Origin of the sequence: Pseudomonas sp. LPH60, from assembly GCF_030718165.1 — a bacterium.
Classification (GTDB): Bacteria; Pseudomonadota; Gammaproteobacteria; order Pseudomonadales; family Pseudomonadaceae; genus Aquipseudomonas; species Aquipseudomonas danubii.
The window spans coordinates 783,438-800,314 of the sequence record NZ_JAVAJH010000002.1; the positions used below are offsets into that span (position 1 = coordinate 783,438).

At 60.3% G+C, this 16,877-nt stretch carries 21 protein-coding genes; 8 read left to right on the forward strand and 13 right to left on the reverse strand.

Annotated elements, in window-relative coordinates; genetic code table 11:
- Nucleotides 1–30: 30 nt before the first annotated feature.
- Nucleotides 31–546: a 2-oxo-4-hydroxy-4-carboxy-5-ureidoimidazoline decarboxylase gene (uraD, locus tag Q8O96_RS09260; RefSeq protein WP_102860803.1), complete on the reverse strand. Its 516-nt coding sequence runs from the start codon at nt 544–546 to the stop codon at nt 31–33.
- The gene (puuE, locus tag Q8O96_RS09265) at nt 543–1,469 is read right to left on the reverse strand and encodes an allantoinase PuuE (RefSeq protein ID WP_110594650.1); all 927 of its coding nucleotides are present in this window, start codon (nt 1,467–1,469) and stop codon (nt 543–545) included. Before puuE ends, uraD begins: the two co-directional genes overlap by 4 nt.
- 425 nt (nt 1,470–1,894) lie before the next feature.
- Between puuE and uraH the strand changes: the two genes are divergently transcribed.
- On the forward strand, nt 1,895–2,248 hold the full coding sequence (gene uraH / locus Q8O96_RS09270) for a hydroxyisourate hydrolase (RefSeq protein WP_102860805.1): 354 nt from the start codon (nt 1,895–1,897) through the stop codon (nt 2,246–2,248).
- 146 nt (nt 2,249–2,394) lie between these two features.
- Here the strand turns inward: uraH and Q8O96_RS09275 are convergent, their stop codons facing one another.
- The 3 genes from Q8O96_RS09275 to Q8O96_RS09285 all read right to left on the reverse strand — a co-directional run bounded on the left by Q8O96_RS09275 (nt 2,395) and on the right by Q8O96_RS09285 (nt 5,170).
- Nucleotides 2,395–3,021 (reverse strand): LysE family translocator, encoded by a 627-nt coding sequence (locus Q8O96_RS09275; RefSeq protein ID WP_305948696.1) that lies wholly within the window; start codon nt 3,019–3,021, stop codon nt 2,395–2,397.
- Nucleotides 3,022–3,084: 63 nt separating this feature from the next.
- A complete protein-coding gene (locus Q8O96_RS09280) occupies nt 3,085–4,434 on the reverse strand; it encodes an NCS2 family permease (RefSeq protein WP_102860807.1) in 1,350 nt (449 codons plus the stop codon).
- 292 nt (nt 4,435–4,726) lie between these two features.
- The gene (locus Q8O96_RS09285; protein ID WP_102860808.1) at nt 4,727–5,170 is read right to left on the reverse strand and encodes a MarR family transcriptional regulator; all 444 of its coding nucleotides are present in this window, start codon (nt 5,168–5,170) and stop codon (nt 4,727–4,729) included.
- 82 nt (nt 5,171–5,252) lie between these two features.
- Here Q8O96_RS09285 and Q8O96_RS09290 point away from each other — a divergent pair, with 82 nt between their 5' ends.
- Together Q8O96_RS09290 and Q8O96_RS09295 are read left to right on the forward strand one after the other, a co-directional pair.
- Nucleotides 5,253–6,419: a PLP-dependent aminotransferase family protein gene (locus Q8O96_RS09290; RefSeq protein ID WP_102860809.1), complete on the forward strand. Its 1,167-nt coding sequence runs from the start codon at nt 5,253–5,255 to the stop codon at nt 6,417–6,419.
- Nucleotides 6,420–6,429: 10 nt separating this feature from the next.
- On the forward strand, nt 6,430–7,032 hold the full coding sequence (locus Q8O96_RS09295) for a glutathione S-transferase family protein (RefSeq protein ID WP_305948697.1): 603 nt from the start codon (nt 6,430–6,432) through the stop codon (nt 7,030–7,032).
- 55 nt (nt 7,033–7,087) lie between these two features.
- On the opposite strand, the gene Q8O96_RS09300 is transcribed toward Q8O96_RS09295, so the two are convergent.
- The 5 genes from Q8O96_RS09300 to Q8O96_RS09320 all read right to left on the reverse strand — a co-directional run bounded on the left by Q8O96_RS09300 (nt 7,088) and on the right by Q8O96_RS09320 (nt 9,856).
- Nucleotides 7,088–7,459, reverse strand: coding sequence for a glutathione S-transferase N-terminal domain-containing protein (locus tag Q8O96_RS09300; RefSeq protein WP_102860811.1), 372 nt, complete (start codon nt 7,457–7,459; stop codon nt 7,088–7,090).
- Nucleotides 7,460–7,560: 101 nt separating this feature from the next.
- On the reverse strand, nt 7,561–8,106 hold the full coding sequence (gene folE / locus Q8O96_RS09305) for a GTP cyclohydrolase I FolE (RefSeq protein WP_011062625.1): 546 nt from the start codon (nt 8,104–8,106) through the stop codon (nt 7,561–7,563).
- Between the two features lie 77 nt (nt 8,107–8,183).
- On the reverse strand, nt 8,184–8,741 hold the full coding sequence (locus tag Q8O96_RS09310) for a Smr/MutS family protein (protein ID WP_060840489.1): 558 nt from the start codon (nt 8,739–8,741) through the stop codon (nt 8,184–8,186).
- A gap of 74 nt (nt 8,742–8,815) precedes the next feature.
- A complete protein-coding gene (locus Q8O96_RS09315) occupies nt 8,816–9,136 on the reverse strand; it encodes a hypothetical protein (RefSeq protein ID WP_102860812.1) in 321 nt (106 codons plus the stop codon).
- Nucleotides 9,137–9,265: 129 nt separating this feature from the next.
- Entirely contained in the window at nt 9,266–9,856 is a 591-nt protein-coding gene (locus tag Q8O96_RS09320; protein ID WP_016962781.1) for a cysteine hydrolase family protein, read from the reverse strand.
- A 241-nt stretch (nt 9,857–10,097) separates the two neighbouring features.
- Here Q8O96_RS09320 and prmB point away from each other — a divergent pair, with 241 nt between their 5' ends.
- Nucleotides 10,098–11,006, forward strand: coding sequence for a 50S ribosomal protein L3 N(5)-glutamine methyltransferase (prmB, locus tag Q8O96_RS09325; protein ID WP_102860813.1), 909 nt, complete (start codon nt 10,098–10,100; stop codon nt 11,004–11,006).
- A 52-nt stretch (nt 11,007–11,058) separates the two neighbouring features.
- Here prmB and Q8O96_RS09330 read toward each other — a convergent pair whose 3' ends face one another.
- Together Q8O96_RS09330 and Q8O96_RS09335 are read right to left on the reverse strand one after the other, a co-directional pair.
- Nucleotides 11,059–11,850, reverse strand: coding sequence for a hypothetical protein (locus Q8O96_RS09330; protein WP_305948698.1), 792 nt, complete (start codon nt 11,848–11,850; stop codon nt 11,059–11,061).
- A 98-nt stretch (nt 11,851–11,948) separates the two neighbouring features.
- Entirely contained in the window at nt 11,949–12,902 is a 954-nt protein-coding gene (locus Q8O96_RS09335) for an alpha/beta hydrolase (protein ID WP_102860815.1), read from the reverse strand.
- 142 nt (nt 12,903–13,044) lie between these two features.
- On the opposite strand from Q8O96_RS09335, the gene aroC reads away from it, so the two are divergent.
- Genes aroC through Q8O96_RS09350 form a run of 3 tightly spaced genes read left to right on the forward strand, consistent with a single transcriptional unit; the run spans nt 13,045 to nt 15,864 of the window.
- Nucleotides 13,045–14,136 carry a chorismate synthase gene (gene aroC / locus Q8O96_RS09340; protein ID WP_102860816.1) on the forward strand — a complete coding sequence of 364 codons (1,092 nt, stop codon included), beginning with the start codon at nt 13,045–13,047 and terminating at the stop codon, nt 14,134–14,136.
- A gap of 28 nt (nt 14,137–14,164) precedes the next feature.
- On the forward strand, nt 14,165–15,322 hold the full coding sequence (locus tag Q8O96_RS09345) for an MFS transporter (protein ID WP_180988518.1): 1,158 nt from the start codon (nt 14,165–14,167) through the stop codon (nt 15,320–15,322).
- Nucleotides 15,319–15,864, forward strand: a complete 546-nt coding sequence (locus Q8O96_RS09350; protein ID WP_305948699.1) for an acireductone dioxygenase — start codon at nt 15,319–15,321, stop codon at nt 15,862–15,864. The genes Q8O96_RS09345 and Q8O96_RS09350 overlap by 4 nt, the downstream gene beginning before the upstream one ends.
- A gap of 71 nt (nt 15,865–15,935) precedes the next feature.
- On the opposite strand, the gene Q8O96_RS09355 is transcribed toward Q8O96_RS09350, so the two are convergent.
- Nucleotides 15,936–16,214 carry a DUF3509 domain-containing protein gene (locus tag Q8O96_RS09355; RefSeq protein ID WP_019093389.1) on the reverse strand — a complete coding sequence of 93 codons (279 nt, stop codon included), beginning with the start codon at nt 16,212–16,214 and terminating at the stop codon, nt 15,936–15,938.
- 475 nt (nt 16,215–16,689) lie between these two features.
- On the opposite strand from Q8O96_RS09355, the gene Q8O96_RS09360 reads away from it, so the two are divergent.
- Nucleotides 16,690–16,821, forward strand: coding sequence for a hypothetical protein (locus tag Q8O96_RS09360; RefSeq protein ID WP_305948700.1), 132 nt, complete (start codon nt 16,690–16,692; stop codon nt 16,819–16,821).
- Nucleotides 16,822–16,877 lie beyond the last annotated feature (56 nt).

Below are 16,877 nucleotides of genomic sequence, written 5' to 3' on the forward strand. Positions count from 1 at the left end.
GTTCTCGGGGCTATCCTCAGGAGCGGGTCGCTACAGGGTCAGCAATCTGAACAATGCAATCTTGTTGATCTCTGCCAGTGCGCACTTGAACTCAGTGTCCACTGAGTTGTGGATGCGGGTTTCGAACGCGGCGAGAATCTGGTGCCGGTTGCTGCCTTTCACCGCCATGATGAAGGGAAACTTGAACTTGGCCTTGTAGGCATCGTTCAGCTCGGTGAACCGTTGGAACTCTTCGGCTGTGCATTGGTGAATACCGGCGCCAGCCTGTTCGTTGGTGCTGGCTTCGGTCAACTGGCCCTGGACGGCGGCTTTGCCGGCCAGATCCGGGTGAGCGTTGATCAGTGCCAACTGGCTGGCGTGATCGGCGCTCAGCAGGATATCGCTCATGCGCTGGTGCAGGCCTTCAATCTGGTCGACGGAGGCGTCAACACCCAGGTCGTAGGCTCTTTCAGCCACCCATGGCGAATGTTCATAGATATCGGCGAAAGCCTCGACGAAGGCTTCACGGCTCAGGGTCGATGGCTTGAGGCTCTGGAAAGCAGTCATTTCGCCGCTCCCTGGTAAGGATGGGTCTGTTGCCAGTGGCGGGCGATATCGACACGACGGGTGAACCACACCTGTTCATGGCCTTTGACGTATTCGATGAAGCGCTTGAGGGATGCCAGGCGGGCCGGGCGACCGATCAGTCGACAGTGCAGGCCGATGGACAGCATCTTCGGGGCTTCGGCACCTTCGGCGTAGAGCACATCGAAGGCATCTTTGAGGTAATGGAAGAAGTCGTCGCCCTTGTTGAAGCCCTGGACCTGAGTGAAACGCATGTCGTTGGTATCCAGGGTGTAGGGGATGACCAGATGCGCCTTGCCGGTGGGGTTGTTGGGTTCCCAGTAGGGCAGGTCGTCGTCGTAGGTATCGCAGTCATAGAGGAAGCCGCCTTCCTCCATTACCAGGCGTCGGGTGTTCGGGCCGGTACGGCCGGTATACCAGCCCAGTGGGCGTTCACCGGTGATCTCGGTAAGGATGCGGATCGCCTCGAGCATGTGCTCGCGTTCCTGGGCTTCGTCCATGTACTGGTAGTCGATCCAGCGGTAGCCGTGGCTGCAGATCTCATGGCCGGCCTCGACCATGGCGCGGATCACGTCCGGATGGCGCTGAGCAGCCATGGCTACGGCAAAGATGGTCAGCGGAATGTCGAATTCCTTGAACAGCTTGAGGATCCGCCAGACGCCGGCGCGGCTGCCATATTCGTACAGCGACTCCATGCTCATGTTGCGCTCGCCCTGCAGCGGCTGCGCCGAAACCATTTCCGAGAGGAAAGCTTCCGATTCCTTATCGCCATGAAGGATGTTGCGTTCGCCGCCTTCTTCGTAATTGAGCACGAAGGACAGGGCGACACGAGCATTGCCTGGCCAGTGAGGATGAGGGGGGGTAGAGCCATAACCGATCAGGTCGCGAGGGTAGTCAGCGCTCACTGCAGTCTTCCTTCTTATTCGTGATAACGGTGGCGTGGCGGAACCTGAAGCCGGAAAGCCAGGTGAGCGTCACTGCGATGGACTGATTGTATACAAGTTTATATTCACTTTGTAAGCCTGATTTTTTGCATTTTTCTGCTTTTGTCGCTATGGCCTGCACCTGCAAGAAACTTGCCTATATGGTCAGCTAATGGATCGCAAGTCGTCTGCTGCTGTGGTGTTGAGGTCAATCCACAGGCTTGTGGGTACAGCGCTGCCGGAGTGAATATTTGTGATTATTATTGTGTACAATTTTTTTGAAAAGTGTCTTAATCGTGACCTCGCCGCAGCTTTTCACCCGCCGAAATGCTGTGGCCCCCTTTCAATCACTGACTCCGGGAGGCGCGAGGCCTGGGCGCACCAGTTGTGACAGGCACGCAGAATCAATGGGACGTTTGACTACACACGTTTTGGACGCCGCACATGGCTGCCCTGGCAGCGCTATCAAGGTTGAGCTGTATCGGGTTGACGGGGCGCAGATGGAATTGGTCGCCAGCACCCTGACCAACAGCGATGGCCGTTGCGATGCGCCGCTGCTGCAGGGCGATGACTACCGTTCCGGGGTTTACCAACTGCATTTCCACGCTGGCGATTACTACCGCGCCCGGGGTGTACAGCTGCCACAGCCGGCGTTCCTTGATGTAGTCGTGCTGCGGTTCGGTATCAGTGCCGAGCAGGAGCATTACCACGTGCCGCTGCTGATCTCGCCGTACAGCTATTCGACCTACAGAGGAAGCTAGGACTTTCCCCCCAAGAATCCTGCGCAAATAGCTTCTTTGGTCCTTGCCCGCTCACACTGCGGGCTTTTTTTCGCCGGTTATAAAGTCGTCGCTGGCAAGTCGGTTCCTGGCTGAGTGCTGCAGGAGCCGGCTTGTCGGCGAAGCGCTTAACGGCTCAACAGGGATGCGGCTCCAGCCCCTGTGAACAGCCCGGCACTGATGCGATTGAACCAGCTTTGGCCCTTGCCGCTGCGCAAGTAACGCGCGGCGCCATGGGCGCTGAAGCCGTAGGCCAACTTGCAGCTCAGGTCCAGCAGGGTCCAGGTAGCGATCATGGTCAGCAGTTGGGGCAGGAAAGGCTGCTGGGCATTGAGAAACTGCGGCAGGAACGCGGCGAAGAACAGAATGTCCTTCGGGTTGCTGGCCCCCAGGACAAAAGCGCGTCCGAACAGTGCACGAAAGCGCGGTTTCAGTGCGACTTCCGGTACCACCGCGCCGTGGGAAAGCTGCCGCGATTGCTGCCAGCTCTGCCAGGCGAGGTAGAACAGATAGAGGGCGCCGACGATCTTCAGGGCGCTGAACAGTTGCTCCGAAGCCAGTAGCAGTGCGCCCAGGCCCAGCGCGGATGCGCTCAACAGGCAGGTCGAGGCCAGGACCCCGCCGAGAAAAGCCGGGTATGAGCGGCGCAGGCCATAGTTCAGGCTGTTGCTGATCATCAGCAACGACAAGGGACCCGGAATCAGGATCACTACCAAGGTAGCGCCACTGAACAGCAGCCAGGTTTCCAGACTCATTGCATTCTCCCAATACACAAAAACCCCATCCGAAGGGATGGGGCGGGTGAGAGCAGGTGTGGCTTACAAGAAAATGAACTTGGCGATGAAGATCGCGCACAGCACATACAGGCTGATGGAAATTTCCTTGTGCTTGCCCGTTCCTGCCTTCAGTACCACATAGGTGATGAAACCCAGGGCAATGCCATCGGCGACGGAAAAGGTCAGGGGCATCATGATTGCCGTGACAATCGCCGGAATGCTGTCGGTGGCTTCGTCCCAGTTGATATGGGCCATGCCGCCCATCATCAGCATCGCAACATAGATCAAGGCACCTGCTGTCGCGTAAGCAGGGATCATGCCTGCCAGCGGCGCAAAGAACATGGCGGCAACAAATAGCACACCTACGGTGACGGCGGTAAGGCCAGTCCGCCCGCCCGCGGCCACACCGGCGGCACTTTCCACGTAGCTGGTCACTGGCGGCACCCCGACTACTGCGCCGAAGACGCTTGAAGCACTGTCGGCCTTGAGGGCGCGCGAGAGATTCTCGATCTTGCCGTCGGCCTTCACAAGGCCGGCACGCTGGGCCACGCCCATCAGGGTGCCGGCAGTGTCGAACATGTGCACGAAGAGGAAGGCCAGTACCACGCTGATCATGCTGATGTTGAACACCCCGGCAACATCCATGGCCATCCAGGTGGGCGCCAGGCTCGGCGGGGTGGACAGGATGCCGTTGTAGTGCACCAGCCCCAGGCCCCAGCCGGCCAGGGTCACGGCGATGATGCTGATGAGGATTGCGCCGAACACTCGGTGGTAGCTGAGCACCGCGATCATCAGAAAGCAGATGGCCGCCAGCAGCGGACCCGGTTCACGCAGGGAGCCGAGCTTGAGCAGGGTGGCCGGGCTGTCGACGATGATACCCGCCGTTTTCAACCCGATCAGTCCGAGAAACAGCCCGACACCCGCTCCCATGGCGAAGCGCAAGCTCACCGGAATGCTGTTGAGCAGCCATTCACGAATCCGCGACAAGGTCAGGATCATGAACAGCACACCGGAGATGAATACCGCGCCGAGTGCTGTTTCCCAGTTGTAGCCCATGGTGCCGACCACGGTGTAGGTGAAGAAGGCGTTGAGACCCATGCCCGGGGCCAGGCCCACTGGCCAGTTGGCGTACAGGCCCATTAGCAGGCAGCCCAGGGCAGCAGCGATGCAGGTGGCAACGAAGGCGGCGCCGTGGTCGATGCCGGCGTCGGCCATGATGTTGGGATTGACGAAGATGATGTAAGCCATGGTGATGAAGGTTGTCACACCGGCAATCAGCTCGGTCTTCACCGTGGTGCCATGCAACCTGAGTTTGAAGATGCGCTCCAGCCAGCCGCTGTTCAGCGAGGGCGAGAGGTCCAGCGGAGAGGCTTCGGATTTGCGGCTTTCCACAGCGAGTACTCCTCAAGAGTTTTATTGTTTTTTCCAGAACCGGGCACGGGAGGGTGGGCAGCGGCTCTTTGAGGCAGGCAGGGCTTGTGGGGTTTGTTGACCTTTGGGTCAAGAACTCACACGTGGCGAATTATGCTTTTGTATACAAAGAAAGCAAATAATGTTTTTGGTTTTGTGTGCGAAAAATCTGAGGACTTGGCTATATCACCATCGCCCTTTATGCCGGGCAGTGCGGAGGGTTGGTCAGAGTCTGTTCGGCGGTCTGGGAGGGCGCGCCGAGAGGAAGGGGCTATCAGTCGTCTGCAGGTTTTCCCGCCAGGGCCTGGTTTACGGCCAGCCAGCCATTGACCGCACTTTCTCCGGCTTCGGCGAAGGCCCGTTGCAGCAGTTTTACCTGTTCGCGACGCAGGGAGTGTTCAAAGCGCGCGCCATCGTCGGTCAGTTGCAACAGGCGTTTTCGTTTGTCGCTGGCTGGGGCGATGCTGTCTACCAGGTGCATTTCCATGAGTTGGCGCAAAGGCGTATTCAGTGCCTGCTTGCTCACCCCCAGCAGCGTGAGCAGTTCTTTCACACTCAGGCCGGGGTAACGGGCAATGAAAAACACGATGCGCTGGTGCACGCGACTCAAGCCTCGGCGTTCGAGCATTTCGTCGGCCTTGGCGGTAAAGGCCTGATAGCCAAAGAAGAAGGCTTCCATGGCGGCTTGTTGCGAGGTCTGGTTTTTAAGGTCAAGCATATTGACGTATCTGCGAGAGTCGGCGTAATTTCGGTCAAGCAGTTTGACGTATTTCCTCCGACCTTTGCTAGCGGTGACCTCCATGGCCTTCTCCGAACGTGTATCGCGCCTCAAAAGCTCCTTGATCCGTGAAATCCTTGCCGCGGCCCAGCGCCCGGAAGTGATGTCGTTCGCAGGCGGGCTGCCGGCCGAGGTGATGCTGCCCAAGGTGCAGTGGCAAGACATGCCCTTGTCCATGGGACAATACGGCATGAGTGAAGGCGAGCCGTCGTTGCGTGAAGCCCTGGCTGCCGAGGCGCGCAAGCTCGGCGTGCCTTGCGAGGCGAGCCAGGTCCTGGTGGTCAGCGGCTCCCAGCAGACCCTTGACCTGGCGGCCAAACTGTACATCGACAAGGGCACCCAGATCCTGTTGGAGGCTCCGACCTATCTGGCTGCCCTGCAGATCTTCCAGTTGTTCGGTGCCGACTGCCTGACTGTGCCATTGGAGGCGGACGGTCCGGATCTGGCGCAGATGCGCGCTCGCCTGGAACAGCATCGTCCAGCCTTCGTCTACCTGATTCCGACCTTCCAGAATCCTTCGGCGGTGCGCTACAGCGAAGCCAAGCGCGAGGCGGTGGCGGCCCTTCTGGACGAGTTCGGCGTGACCCTGATCGAGGACGAGCCCTATCGCGAGCTGACCTTCGACGGTGGCAGCGCGACCCCCATTGTCAGCCGCCTGAAAAAGGCCAGTTGGATCTACACCGGCACCGTGTCGAAAACCCTGCTCCCGGGATTGCGGGTTGGCTACTTGATCGCCAGTCCGGACCTGTTCCCTCATCTGCTGCGCCTGAAACAGTCCGCGGACTTGCACACCAACCGCGTCGGCCAGTGGCAGGCCATGCAATGGATCGGCAGCGATCAGTTCCAGCAGCACCTGGGTGAACTGCGCAGTTTCTACCGTCTGCGCCGTGATGCCTTTCAGATCGCGCTGCAGACTCATTTCGCCGATCTGGCGGACTGGCAGGTGCCCCAGGGAGGTCTGTTTTTCTGGTTGAGCTTGAAACAACCCCTGGATACCCGCACTTTGCTCAAGTCCGCGTTGGAACAAGACGTGACTTTCATGCCCGGCGAACCGTTCTTCTCTGAACCGGAGCGCAATCATGGGCATCTGCGGTTGAATTTCAGCCATATCGATCCGGCACGGCTGGACGAAGGCCTCAAGCGGCTGGCCACCGTGATACGTCAAGCACAGGCTGCACAGGCAGCCTAAGGGGAGGGCCATGTACAAGGTTTATGGCGATTACCGTTCGGGCAACTGCTACAAGATCAAGCTGATGCTCAGTCTTCTGGGGCTGCCTTATGAGTGGCAGGCGGTGGACATTCTCGGAGGCGATACCCAGACCGAAGCCTTCCTGGCAAAGAATCCCAACGGCAAGATACCGGTACTGGAACTGGAAGACGGCACCTGCCTGTGGGAGTCCAACGCGATTCTCAACTTTCTGGCCGACGGCAGCGAATTCCTGCCCAGCGAACCGCGCCTGCGCACCCAGGTCCTGCAATGGCAGTTCTTCGAACAGTACAGTCACGAGCCTTACATCGCGGTGGCGCGCTTCATTGAACAGTACGAGGGCTTGCCCGAAGAGCGCTGGGACGAATACCTGAAGCTGCACAAGCGTGGCTACAAGGCGCTGGATGTGATGGAAAAACAATTGAGCCGCACGCCGTATCTGGTGGGCGAGCACTATTCCATTGCCGATATCGCGCTGTATGCCTACACCCATGTGGCCCATGAAGGCGGTTTCGATCTGACCCGCTATCCGGGTATCCAGGCCTGGGTCCAGCGCGTACAGAGCCATCCGCGGCATGTCGGGATGTTCGATTGAGCGGATTTTCCGAGGGGGCAACTGACCCGGGACAGCATCGTCCCGGGGAGAGGCTTCAGGCCGCCGAGAAGCGCTGGTTCAGGTAATCGATGATCACCTTGGATTCATACATCCAGGTGGTCTGGCCGTTCTCTTCGATACGCAGGCATGGCACCTTGATCTTGCCGCCCTGCTCCAGCAGGGTCTGGCGATCCTGCTCGTTGTTCTTGGCGTCGCGCAGGGCCACCGGTACGTTCAGGCGGTGCAGGGTACGGCGCGTCTTCACGCAGAACGGGCAGGCGTGGAACTGATACAGGGTCAGGCCCTTGGCGGCCTGCTCGACCTGCGCTTGAGCGGCGGCAGCGCGCTTCTGCTTGCGCGGGCGGGTGATGAAGTCGATGAAAATGATGAGTTGGCCCAGGCCGACTCGCAGCGCTTTGACGATCACGGTATTGCCTCTTGCCCATGAATGAAGGGGCGGCAGCTTACCTGATTTTTGCCGGACGAAAAAAACCGGCGATCAACGCCGGTTTTTTCACTCAGGGCCTGTTACTTGATCAGGCTGAGGAACTCGCTGCGAGTCGCGGCATTTTCGCGGAACTCGCCCAGCATCACTGAAGTGATCATCGACGAATTCTGCTTTTCCACACCGCGCATCATCATGCACATGTGCTTGGCCTCGATCACCACTGCAACCCCCAGAGCGCCGGTCACTTGCTGAACGGCGTCGGCGATTTGCCGGCTGAGGTTTTCCTGGATCTGCAGGCGACGGGCATACATGTCGACGATGCGCGCGACTTTCGACAGCCCCAGGACCTTGCCGCTGGGAATGTAGGCAACGTGAGCCTTGCCGATGAATGGCAGCAGATGGTGTTCGCACAGCGAGTAGAGCTCGATGTCCTTGACCAGCACCATTTCGCTGTTGTCAGAGCTGAACAAGGCACCGTTGGTGACTTCTTCCAGGGTTTGGGCATAACCGCGGCAAAGGTACTGCATGGCTTTGGCGGCACGCTTGGGCGTATCGAGCAGGCCCTCGCGGGAGACGTCCTCGCCCAGTTGGCCGAGGATCGCGGTGTAATTCTGTTCCAGGGACATGAAACTACCTGTGGGATTTTACGCAAAGGGCAAGGGTACGGTGGCAGACACGGCGCTGCAAGCTTAGTGCAGCGGCTTTATTCGTCGCGGCCTTCCATCATGGTGCGTTTGAGCATTACGTACAGCGCGCCAGTGCCGCCATGTTTAGCCTGGCAGGAGGTGAAGCCCAGCACTTGTGGATGCTGGCGCAGCCAGGTGTTGACGTGGCTTTTGATCATGGGGCGCTTGCCGTCCAGGCGCACGGCCTTGCCGTGGGTGACGCGTACACAGCGGATCTCGAATCGGGTGGCTTCGGCGAGAAACGCCCAGAGGGTTTCGCGGGCCTTTTCCACGGTCATGCCATGCAGGTCGAGGCTGCCTTCAAAGGGAATCTGGCCGATTTTCAGCTTGCGCATCTGGCTTTCCTGAACCCCGTCGCGGGCCCACATCAGCTCATCTTCAGGTCCCACATCGATGACGAACTGATCGGACAGCCCGTCCACCGTCGTGGTCTCGCTACGCACTGTGGCAGCCTGGCGCAGCTTGGCGATCTGTGCGCGGTCGGCCTTGGGTTTGCCTGTGTCGGCCCGATCGTGCTTGATCGGCTTGACGCCGCGGATCTCGTTTTTGAACAGGGAAAAATCGTCGTCTTGCATGTCAGCCTCCGCGAAGGGCGGCTAGTTTACCCAACTCGGAACACCTTAAGGCGCGCAAATCGCGCCCAGGGTCGTCAGTCGTGTTTTTTCATCAGGTGTGGCGCCATGTTCAGTGCCAGGGGCTGGCGCATTCGGCGCCGGCAACGCCGCCACAGGCGCACACCGATGTACAGCAGTAGCAGGCCGATCAGCAGGATCAGCGCCGAGCCCAGTGGGCTAGCGTTGAGTTCTCCTAGCGCCGGAGCGCGTCCCAGCAGGCTTGCGGTCCCAGCCAGGGCCAGCAGCACGCCGAAGGTCGCCAGCAATGCAGAGAATCCAGCCCCCAGGCGCAGGCGCCAGTTTCGCGGGCTTTTGGGCCGCAATCGGCGTGCGTCAAAACCATCGGATATCTTCATTCCGACCTTCCTCAATGGGTATCGGCCCTTCGACCGGGAGTTGACCGGGTGGTTCCTGAGGCTAAGGCAATTGCTGCAAATGCGAGGCGTTTATGGATGAGCGGCCCGCCAGCCGCTCACCAAGGCTGGTCAGATCAGGCTTGCGGTCTGGGCGAGAGTGGCAAAGTTGTCGGCCATGATCGCCATTTCAGTCTGCTGAACATGCTCGGCGCTGAGAATGCCGCCCTTGTAGGGCAGGTCACGGGTGGCGCAGGCGTCCTCTACCAGGGTGCAACGGAATCCCAGGTTCTTCGCTGCTCGCACGGTGGTGCTGACGCTGGAGTGGCTCATGAAACCGGCGACGATCAGGTCCAGGGAGCCCAGATCCTGCAGGCGCTTTTCCAGTTCGGTGCCGTGGAAGGCACTGGGCAGCAGCTTGCCGATGATGGTCTCGTCGCCTTGGGGCTCAAGGCCGGGGATGAATTCGCCGCGCTCGCCCTGAGGGTCGAACAGGCCGCCGACGGTGCCAAGATGGCGCACATGCACGATGGGCCGGCCGGCAGCCCGGGCTGCGGCCAGCAGTTGGCCGATGTTGGCCACTGCCTTGTCCATGCCGGACAGGGCCAGGGGGCCGCTGAGGTACTCTTTCTGGGCGTCGATGATCACAAGGGTCGCGTGGCTCAAATTGGCCGCTGCATAACCACGACCGCTGAGTTGAAACATCGTCTTTGGAACGGACATTCTGGGGCTCCTGTGAGTGGGGCTTTTGCGACATTGTCCTCTGGCGGAGCGCTTCTGTGAATCGCTACTAACGTAAGGTGCGCCGTTGTTGGCCTGCAGCCTTGTCAAGAGGGGCAAGGTATTTGGCTTGCCGGGCAAAAAGCGGTCGGTCAGGCGATTGTACGGCGGTGGTTTTTCATTCGTCGTCGGCAGGCGCTTTGGCTGTTAGAATTGCCGGTCGTTTTTTCAGGAGTTCTGTCCCGTGATCACTTCCCGCCTTCGCACCTTGCGTGACCATATCCGCTGGGCTGTCAGCCGCTTTCATGGGGAGGATCTGTTCTTCGGCCATGGTACCGACAACGCCTGGGACGAGGCCCGCCAATTGGTGCTCGGAGCCTTGCATCTGCCCTGGGAAATCGCCGACAGCTACCTGGACTGCGCGTTGGAAGACGACGAGTTGGTCCACCTTCAGCACTTGCTCAAGCGCCGAATCGAAGAACGCGTGCCCACAGCCTATCTGTTGGGCGAGGCCTGGTTCTGCGGCATGTCGTTCATCGTTGACGAGCGTGTGCTGATTCCCCGCTCGCCCATCGGCGAGTTGATCGAGAAACGCTTCGAACCCTGGCTGGGCACTGAGCCTGCGCGGATTCTCGATCTGTGCACCGGCTCCGGTTGCATCGGCATTGCCTGTGCCTATGAGTTCCGCGAGGCCGAAGTGGTGCTGGCCGACCTGTCCTTCGAAGCCTTGGAAGTGGCCAACCAGAACATTGAGCGCCACGGTGTCGATGAGCGAGTGTTCACCGTGCAGGGCGATGGTTTCGATGGCTTGCCGGGGCAGCGTTTCGACCTGATCGTTTCCAACCCGCCTTATGTCGATGCCGAAGATTTTGCCGACATGCCGGACGAGTACCAGCATGAGCCCGAGCTGGGCCTGGCCTGTGGCGATGATGGCCTGAATCTGGTGCGGCGCATGCTGGCCCAGGCCGCTGATCACCTGACCGAGAAAGGCTTGCTGATTGTCGAAGTGGGCAATAGCCAGGTGCACGTCGAAGCGCTGTACCCCGAAGTCGATTTCGCCTGGCTGGACTTCGAGCGCGGCGGTCACGGTGTGTTCATGCTCACTGCGGAGCAGTGCCGCGAGCATCAGGCGCTGTTCGCCGCCCGCGCCTGAGCCATGTGCCGGCCCGCGCAAGGCGGGCCTTGATCCCTGAAGAGGTTGCGACTCAGCGGTGAGTCGCAATCCAGATCAGCAGACCCGCCTGGAAGACCGCAAAGGCTACCAGGCAGGTGATGGTGAAGCGCAGACCGGTGTCTTCACGTTTGTACTTGGTGACTTTCTCTTCCTGCTTGCGCAGTTTGACTTCCAGCTCCTCCAGGTTCTGCTCGGCCTGCTGGAGCATCTGTGCGGCTTCCAGTATCTCCACGAACTGCAGTTTCTCGGTGTTCCACTGGCTCAACAGCTCGCCCACTTGAACATCCTTGACGCTGCCCTTGAGATGCTGGGCATCGGCATACACCACGTCGAAGCCCAGGGTACGCAGCACATGATCGCGGCGCAGGCGAGTGTCCTCATTGAGGGCGTCCTTGTTAGCGAGCTCGAAGCCGTCGACCCGGTAGTGCGGCCACTTCTTCTGCGCCCATTGCGCGGCCTGGGCCAGCAGGAAGCGTCCGATGCCACGGTTCAGTGGTTCGATCTGCAGCCCGCCTTCGGGCTCGAAGTGCACCCGGTGGGTGTCGTGCTCGACCCAGACATCCAGGTGATTCTGTTCCTTGCGCACCCGCTGGCCGGGCAGGCTGATGGTCATGCGCAGCAGGCTGTGCTCTTTGTTGTTGCGTTCGGTATAACCGAACTCGACAAAACGCAAAGGGCGCCCGCCGGTGGCGCGATCGGTCTGCAGGGGCGCCAGGCGCAGCATCTTGTGATGTTCAGCCTGGACGTCCGCCCACGGCAACGGCGCCGCTTCCGGTACGGCGGCTTCCTGCTCGGTGGCGGGTGAATTCGAGGTATCAGTCATAACGGCAAGTCCTGTCCAATCGCTGCGCGCCGACAGCAATCGAACGGCCGGCAAAGGCTTATCGGCCGTTTTTTTCAGGACTGGAGGGTAAAAACAGCCTAACGGGTGTGAAGTCCGTCAATAAAACTGATGATGGATCGGCCCAGTTCCGCCGCCAGGGGCAATTGCGGGTCCTTGTAGGACGCCAATTGGCGCTTGAGATCGTTGGGTACGATACGCAGAACATGGTTCATGCCGTCGATCAAGGTCAGTTGAGCATCCGGTTTTGCCGCCTTGAGCACCCGGGCGTCGTCGACGCTGACCTGGATATCATTGCTGCCCTGAATGATCAGCGCCGGCATTTTCAGGCGGGCGAAAGCGGCGGCCGGGTCCTCGCGGAACAGGGTGATCAGATAGGGTTGTACGCTGGGGCGGAAGATCACTTGCAGGGCTGGTGGCACATCGTTGTCGACCTGACCGGCCTTGAGGCTGTCCAGCAGTTCATTGCTGCGCACCATCAGCGCCGGCGGCAGGCGATAACTCAGTTGCTGGCGCAGCACCTGATCCACGGGGCGGGCGGTGCCGGAGATGGAAATCACGCCGGCGGCGTCCAGTTGGGCGGCGGCGAGGCTGGCGATCAGCGCGCCTTCGCTATGGCCCAGCACGATCAGTTGGCCCAGACGCGGATCGGCCTTGAGCTGCTTGCCCCAGGCCACGGCGTCGGCCACATAGGCGTCGAGGGTCAGGTTGCGTTCATCCGGGGTCGCCGCGAGGCTGGCCGCCACACCGCGCTTGTCGTAGCGCACGCTGGCGATGTTGTGCTTGGCCAGCACCCAGGCCAGGCGCTTGAGGCTATCGTTGCGCCCGCCGTCGGGGTTGTTGCCGTCGCGGTCGGTGGGGCCGGAGCCTGAGATGATTAGCACCACCGGCACCGGCTGCGCGGATTTGGGCAGCAGCATCGAGCCATACAGCTCGCCGTGGCCGGTGTCCAGGCTTACGGGGCGTTGCAGGACGGCCGCGTTGACCAGGCCGGTGAACAGGGAAAGGCTCAAGAGAAGGACTCGCAGCATCATCACGCCATCATGGATAAGGTGCCGGTTGGACTCGGGCAGGGGCAGAAGGTTCGAGGATGAACTAGTTGGGTAGCCTGCGTATACTTGCGCGCTTCAGTAATCCTGATTGAGTTATTTCGGCTGATTTCACGGAGCTCCCCGCATGTCCGGCAATACCTACGGCAAGCTGTTCACTGTCACCACCGCGGGCGAAAGCCATGGTCCGGCGTTGGTCGCCATTGTCGACGGCTGCCCGCCGGGCCTCGAGCTGTCCCTGGAAGACCTGCAGCGTGACCTGGACCGGCGCAAGCCCGGCACCAGCCGTCACACCACCCAGCGCCAGGAACCCGATGAAGTCGAGATCCTTTCCGGGGTGTTCGAGGGCAAGACCACGGGCTGTTCCATTGGCCTGTTGATCCGCAATACCGACCAGAAGTCCAAGGACTACTCGGCGATCAAGGATCTGTTCCGTCCGGCTCACGCCGATTACACCTACCACCACAAGTACGGCATTCGTGATTACCGTGGCGGCGGTCGCAGCTCGGCGCGGGAAACCGCCATGCGCGTGGCGGCCGGGGCCATCGCCAAGAAATACCTGGCCAGCCAGGGCATCGTGGTGCGCGGTTACATGAGTCAGTTGGGCCCGATCGAGATTCCTTTCAAGACCTGGGATTCGGTGGAGGACAACGCATTCTTCAGCCCCGATCCGGATAAGGTTCCGGAGCTTGAAGCCTACATGGACCAATTGCGCCGGGATCAGGACTCCGTGGGAGCGAAGATCACCGTGGTCGCCGAAGGCGTGATGCCGGGCCTGGGCGAGCCGATCTTCGACCGGCTGGATGCCGAACTGGCTCATGCGTTGATGAGCATCAATGCGGTCAAGGGCGTGGAAATCGGCGCCGGTTTCGCCTGCGTCGCCCAGCGCGGCACCGAACACCGTGACGAACTGACCCCGCAAGGTTTCCTCAGCAATAACGCCGGCGGCATTCTTGGCGGGATCTCCTCGGGGCAGCCGATCGTTGCTCACCTGGCGCTCAAGCCGACGTCCAGCATCACCACGCCAGGTCGCTCCATCGACGTTGATGGCAATCCGCTGGACGTGATCACCAAGGGCCGTCACGACCCTTGCGTGGGCATTCGTGCCACTCCCATTGCCGAAGCCATGATGGCCATCGTGCTGCTGGATCACCTGCTGCGTCACCGCGGCCAGAATGCCGACGTGCGCGTCAGCACGCCGGTACTGGGCCAGCTGTAATGGCGGTTCTGCCAGTCGCTACGGTCTGATGACCGTGGCGGCGCTGCCGTACTGGCGGCTTTCCAGTTTCTACCTGTTCTATTTCGCTCTGCTGGGGTCGACGGCGCCGTTTCTGGCGCTGTATTTCGATCACCTGGGGTTTTCCAGCGCGCGGATCGGTGAGCTGGTGGCCATTCCCATGCTCATGCGCTGCGTGGCGCCCAACCTTTGGGGCTGGCTGGGGGACTACACTGGCCGGCGCCTGGCGATCGTGCGTTGTGGCGCCATCTGCACCCTGATCTGTTTCTCGCTGATCTTCGTCAGCAAGAGCTACGCCTGGCTGGCGATGGTCATGGCCCTGCATGCATTTTTCTGGCACGCAGTCCTGCCGCAGTTTGAGGTGATCACCCTGGCGCACTTGCAGGGGCAGACCTCACGCTACAGTCAGATCCGTCTTTGGGGTTCCATCGGTTTTATTCTTACCGTGGTGGCTTTGGGGCGCCTGTTCGAGTGGTTGAGCCTGGATATCTACCCGGCGGCACTGGTGGCGATCATGGGCGGCATTGTGCTCAGCAGCCTGTGGGTGCCCAACGCCCAGCCTGTGGTGCAGGGGCCGCGGTTGGCCGGGGAGGGCTTTATCAAGCAGCTGCGCGGCCCCGGGGTGCTGGCCTTCTACCTGTGTGTGGCCCTGATGCAGATGAGCCACGGTCCTTACTACACCTTCCTGACCCTGCACCTGGAGCACCTGGGCTATACCCGTGGCCTGATTGGCATGCTCTGGGCTCTGGGTGTGGTGGCCGAGGTGCTGATGTTCCTGGCCATGAGCCGGATTCTGGCGCGATTTTCCGTGCGCCGGGTGTTGCTGGCGAGTTTTCTCTTGGCGGCTTTGCGCTGGCTGCTGCTGGGCAGCCTGGCGGAGCATCTCGGGGCACTGTTGTTGGCGCAGGTGCTGCATGCGGCAACCTTCGGCAGCTTTCACGCCGCGGCCATTCATTTTGTCCAACGCAGTTTCGGTGCTCGCCAGCAGGGCCAGGGCCAGGCGCTGTACGCCGCCCTGGCGGGAACCGGAGGTGCCTTGGGCGCCCTGTATTCCGGCTACAGCTGGAACGCCCTGGGCGCCACATTGACCTTTAGTATTGCTAGCGTCGCCGCCCTGGCCGCAGCCGTTATCATTGCCACCCGCATGCAAGAGGAGTTGCCGTCATGAGCAGCCTGTCCGTCTACCACGTATCCAGCCCGGACCTGCCGAACAAGGTTCTGACCCACTTTGACGATATCGCTGCGACCTTGGCCGAACAGGGTATTGGCTTTGATCGTTGGCCAGCCTCGACGCGGATCGAGCCGGGGGCCAGCCAGGAAGAGGTGGTTGCGGCCTATCAGGAGCAGATCGATCGGCTGACGACCGAGCAGGGTGATGTCAGCGTGGATGTGATCAGCCTCAACCGTGACCATCCACAAAGAGCCGAGTTGCGTGCCAGCTTTCTCGACGAGCATCGCCATGACGAGGATGAAGTGCGGTTATTCGTCGCCGGGCGTGGACTGCTAAATCTGCACATCGACGACTACGTCTATGCCGTTCTTTGCGAAAGAAACGACCTGATTTCGCTGCCGGCGGGCACTGCCCATTGGTTCGATATGGGGGAGGAGCCGCACCTGGTCGCCATCCGCCTGTTCAGTAATCCTCAAGGCTGGTCGGCCAGCCTGACCGGCGACGCTATCGCCAGCCAGTTCCCACGCCTGGACGATTGAGCGGGAAGCGCTACGTCAACGGGCCGGTCACACGCAAGGTGGGCCGGCCCGAGCAGGAAACCGAAGGTGGCTTACGCGGAGTGGTAAGTCGGCAAGGCAAAGCGGTTCTGGCTTTGCAGCATGGAAATCTGCGGCAGCTCACTGGCCTGTTCGGCCAAGTCACGACGAATTGCACTGATGACCCAGGACAGCTGGTCGGCGGCATGCAGCTGCGCGTAGGAAATCGAACGCTTGAACTGTTTGCCTTCGCTGTTACGCAGGGTGAGCAGGATGCCACCGTCAGGACGGGGTTGAGTGGTCACTTCGAAGTTGGAGAACAGGGAAGAAAACTTTTCTTGGATCAGGCTCATGTCTATCAGCTCCGTTAGCTCTTGAAGGGCAAGCGTGGAGTGATAGGTGCAGCGATTGTGCCAGTATTGTTTTTTTATAAAATCCTTATAAATCAATAGCTTATAATTTCTATGGAATTCCGATCTCGTGCAAATTGCATGAATGGCCATCGTGCATCCTGCATTTTGCAGGTTGGCGGCGATTGACCGTGGGCGTGGCTACAGCGTTATGACCGCTGGCCCCGAGAGAAAATTCAATCGTTTATGGACGGGGCTGGAGGGCCCTGGAGATAACCGGCGGGGAGATACAAAAGTTTGCAAAAACTCCGTGTACAGGCCCGCGACGGCTGACGTATTTTCCAGCCTGTCACGCCGTTTCAATGCTGCCTCGGCGACCCGGCCGAACAGGTTTGAAAGGTGTTTCTGCGACATGGAATGTGTTGCGGCGCGATCCAGCGATCCTGCCCGACGAATAATAAGAAACAGGACGCCCTCCATGAACGGTCCCACTGCATTGGTGCCGGTGCTGTCAGCAGCGCTGCACTTGCCCTGCCTTTATCCCTTTGCGGGTGATCCCCGCAGTCTTCGCTTGCCGGTTGCCGAACCCTGGGTCGCCAACCCCGGTTGAGCCTTGCGCTGGCTGTTGCCAACGCCCGGCCTGGCCCGGGCACAGACCTTTGCTGT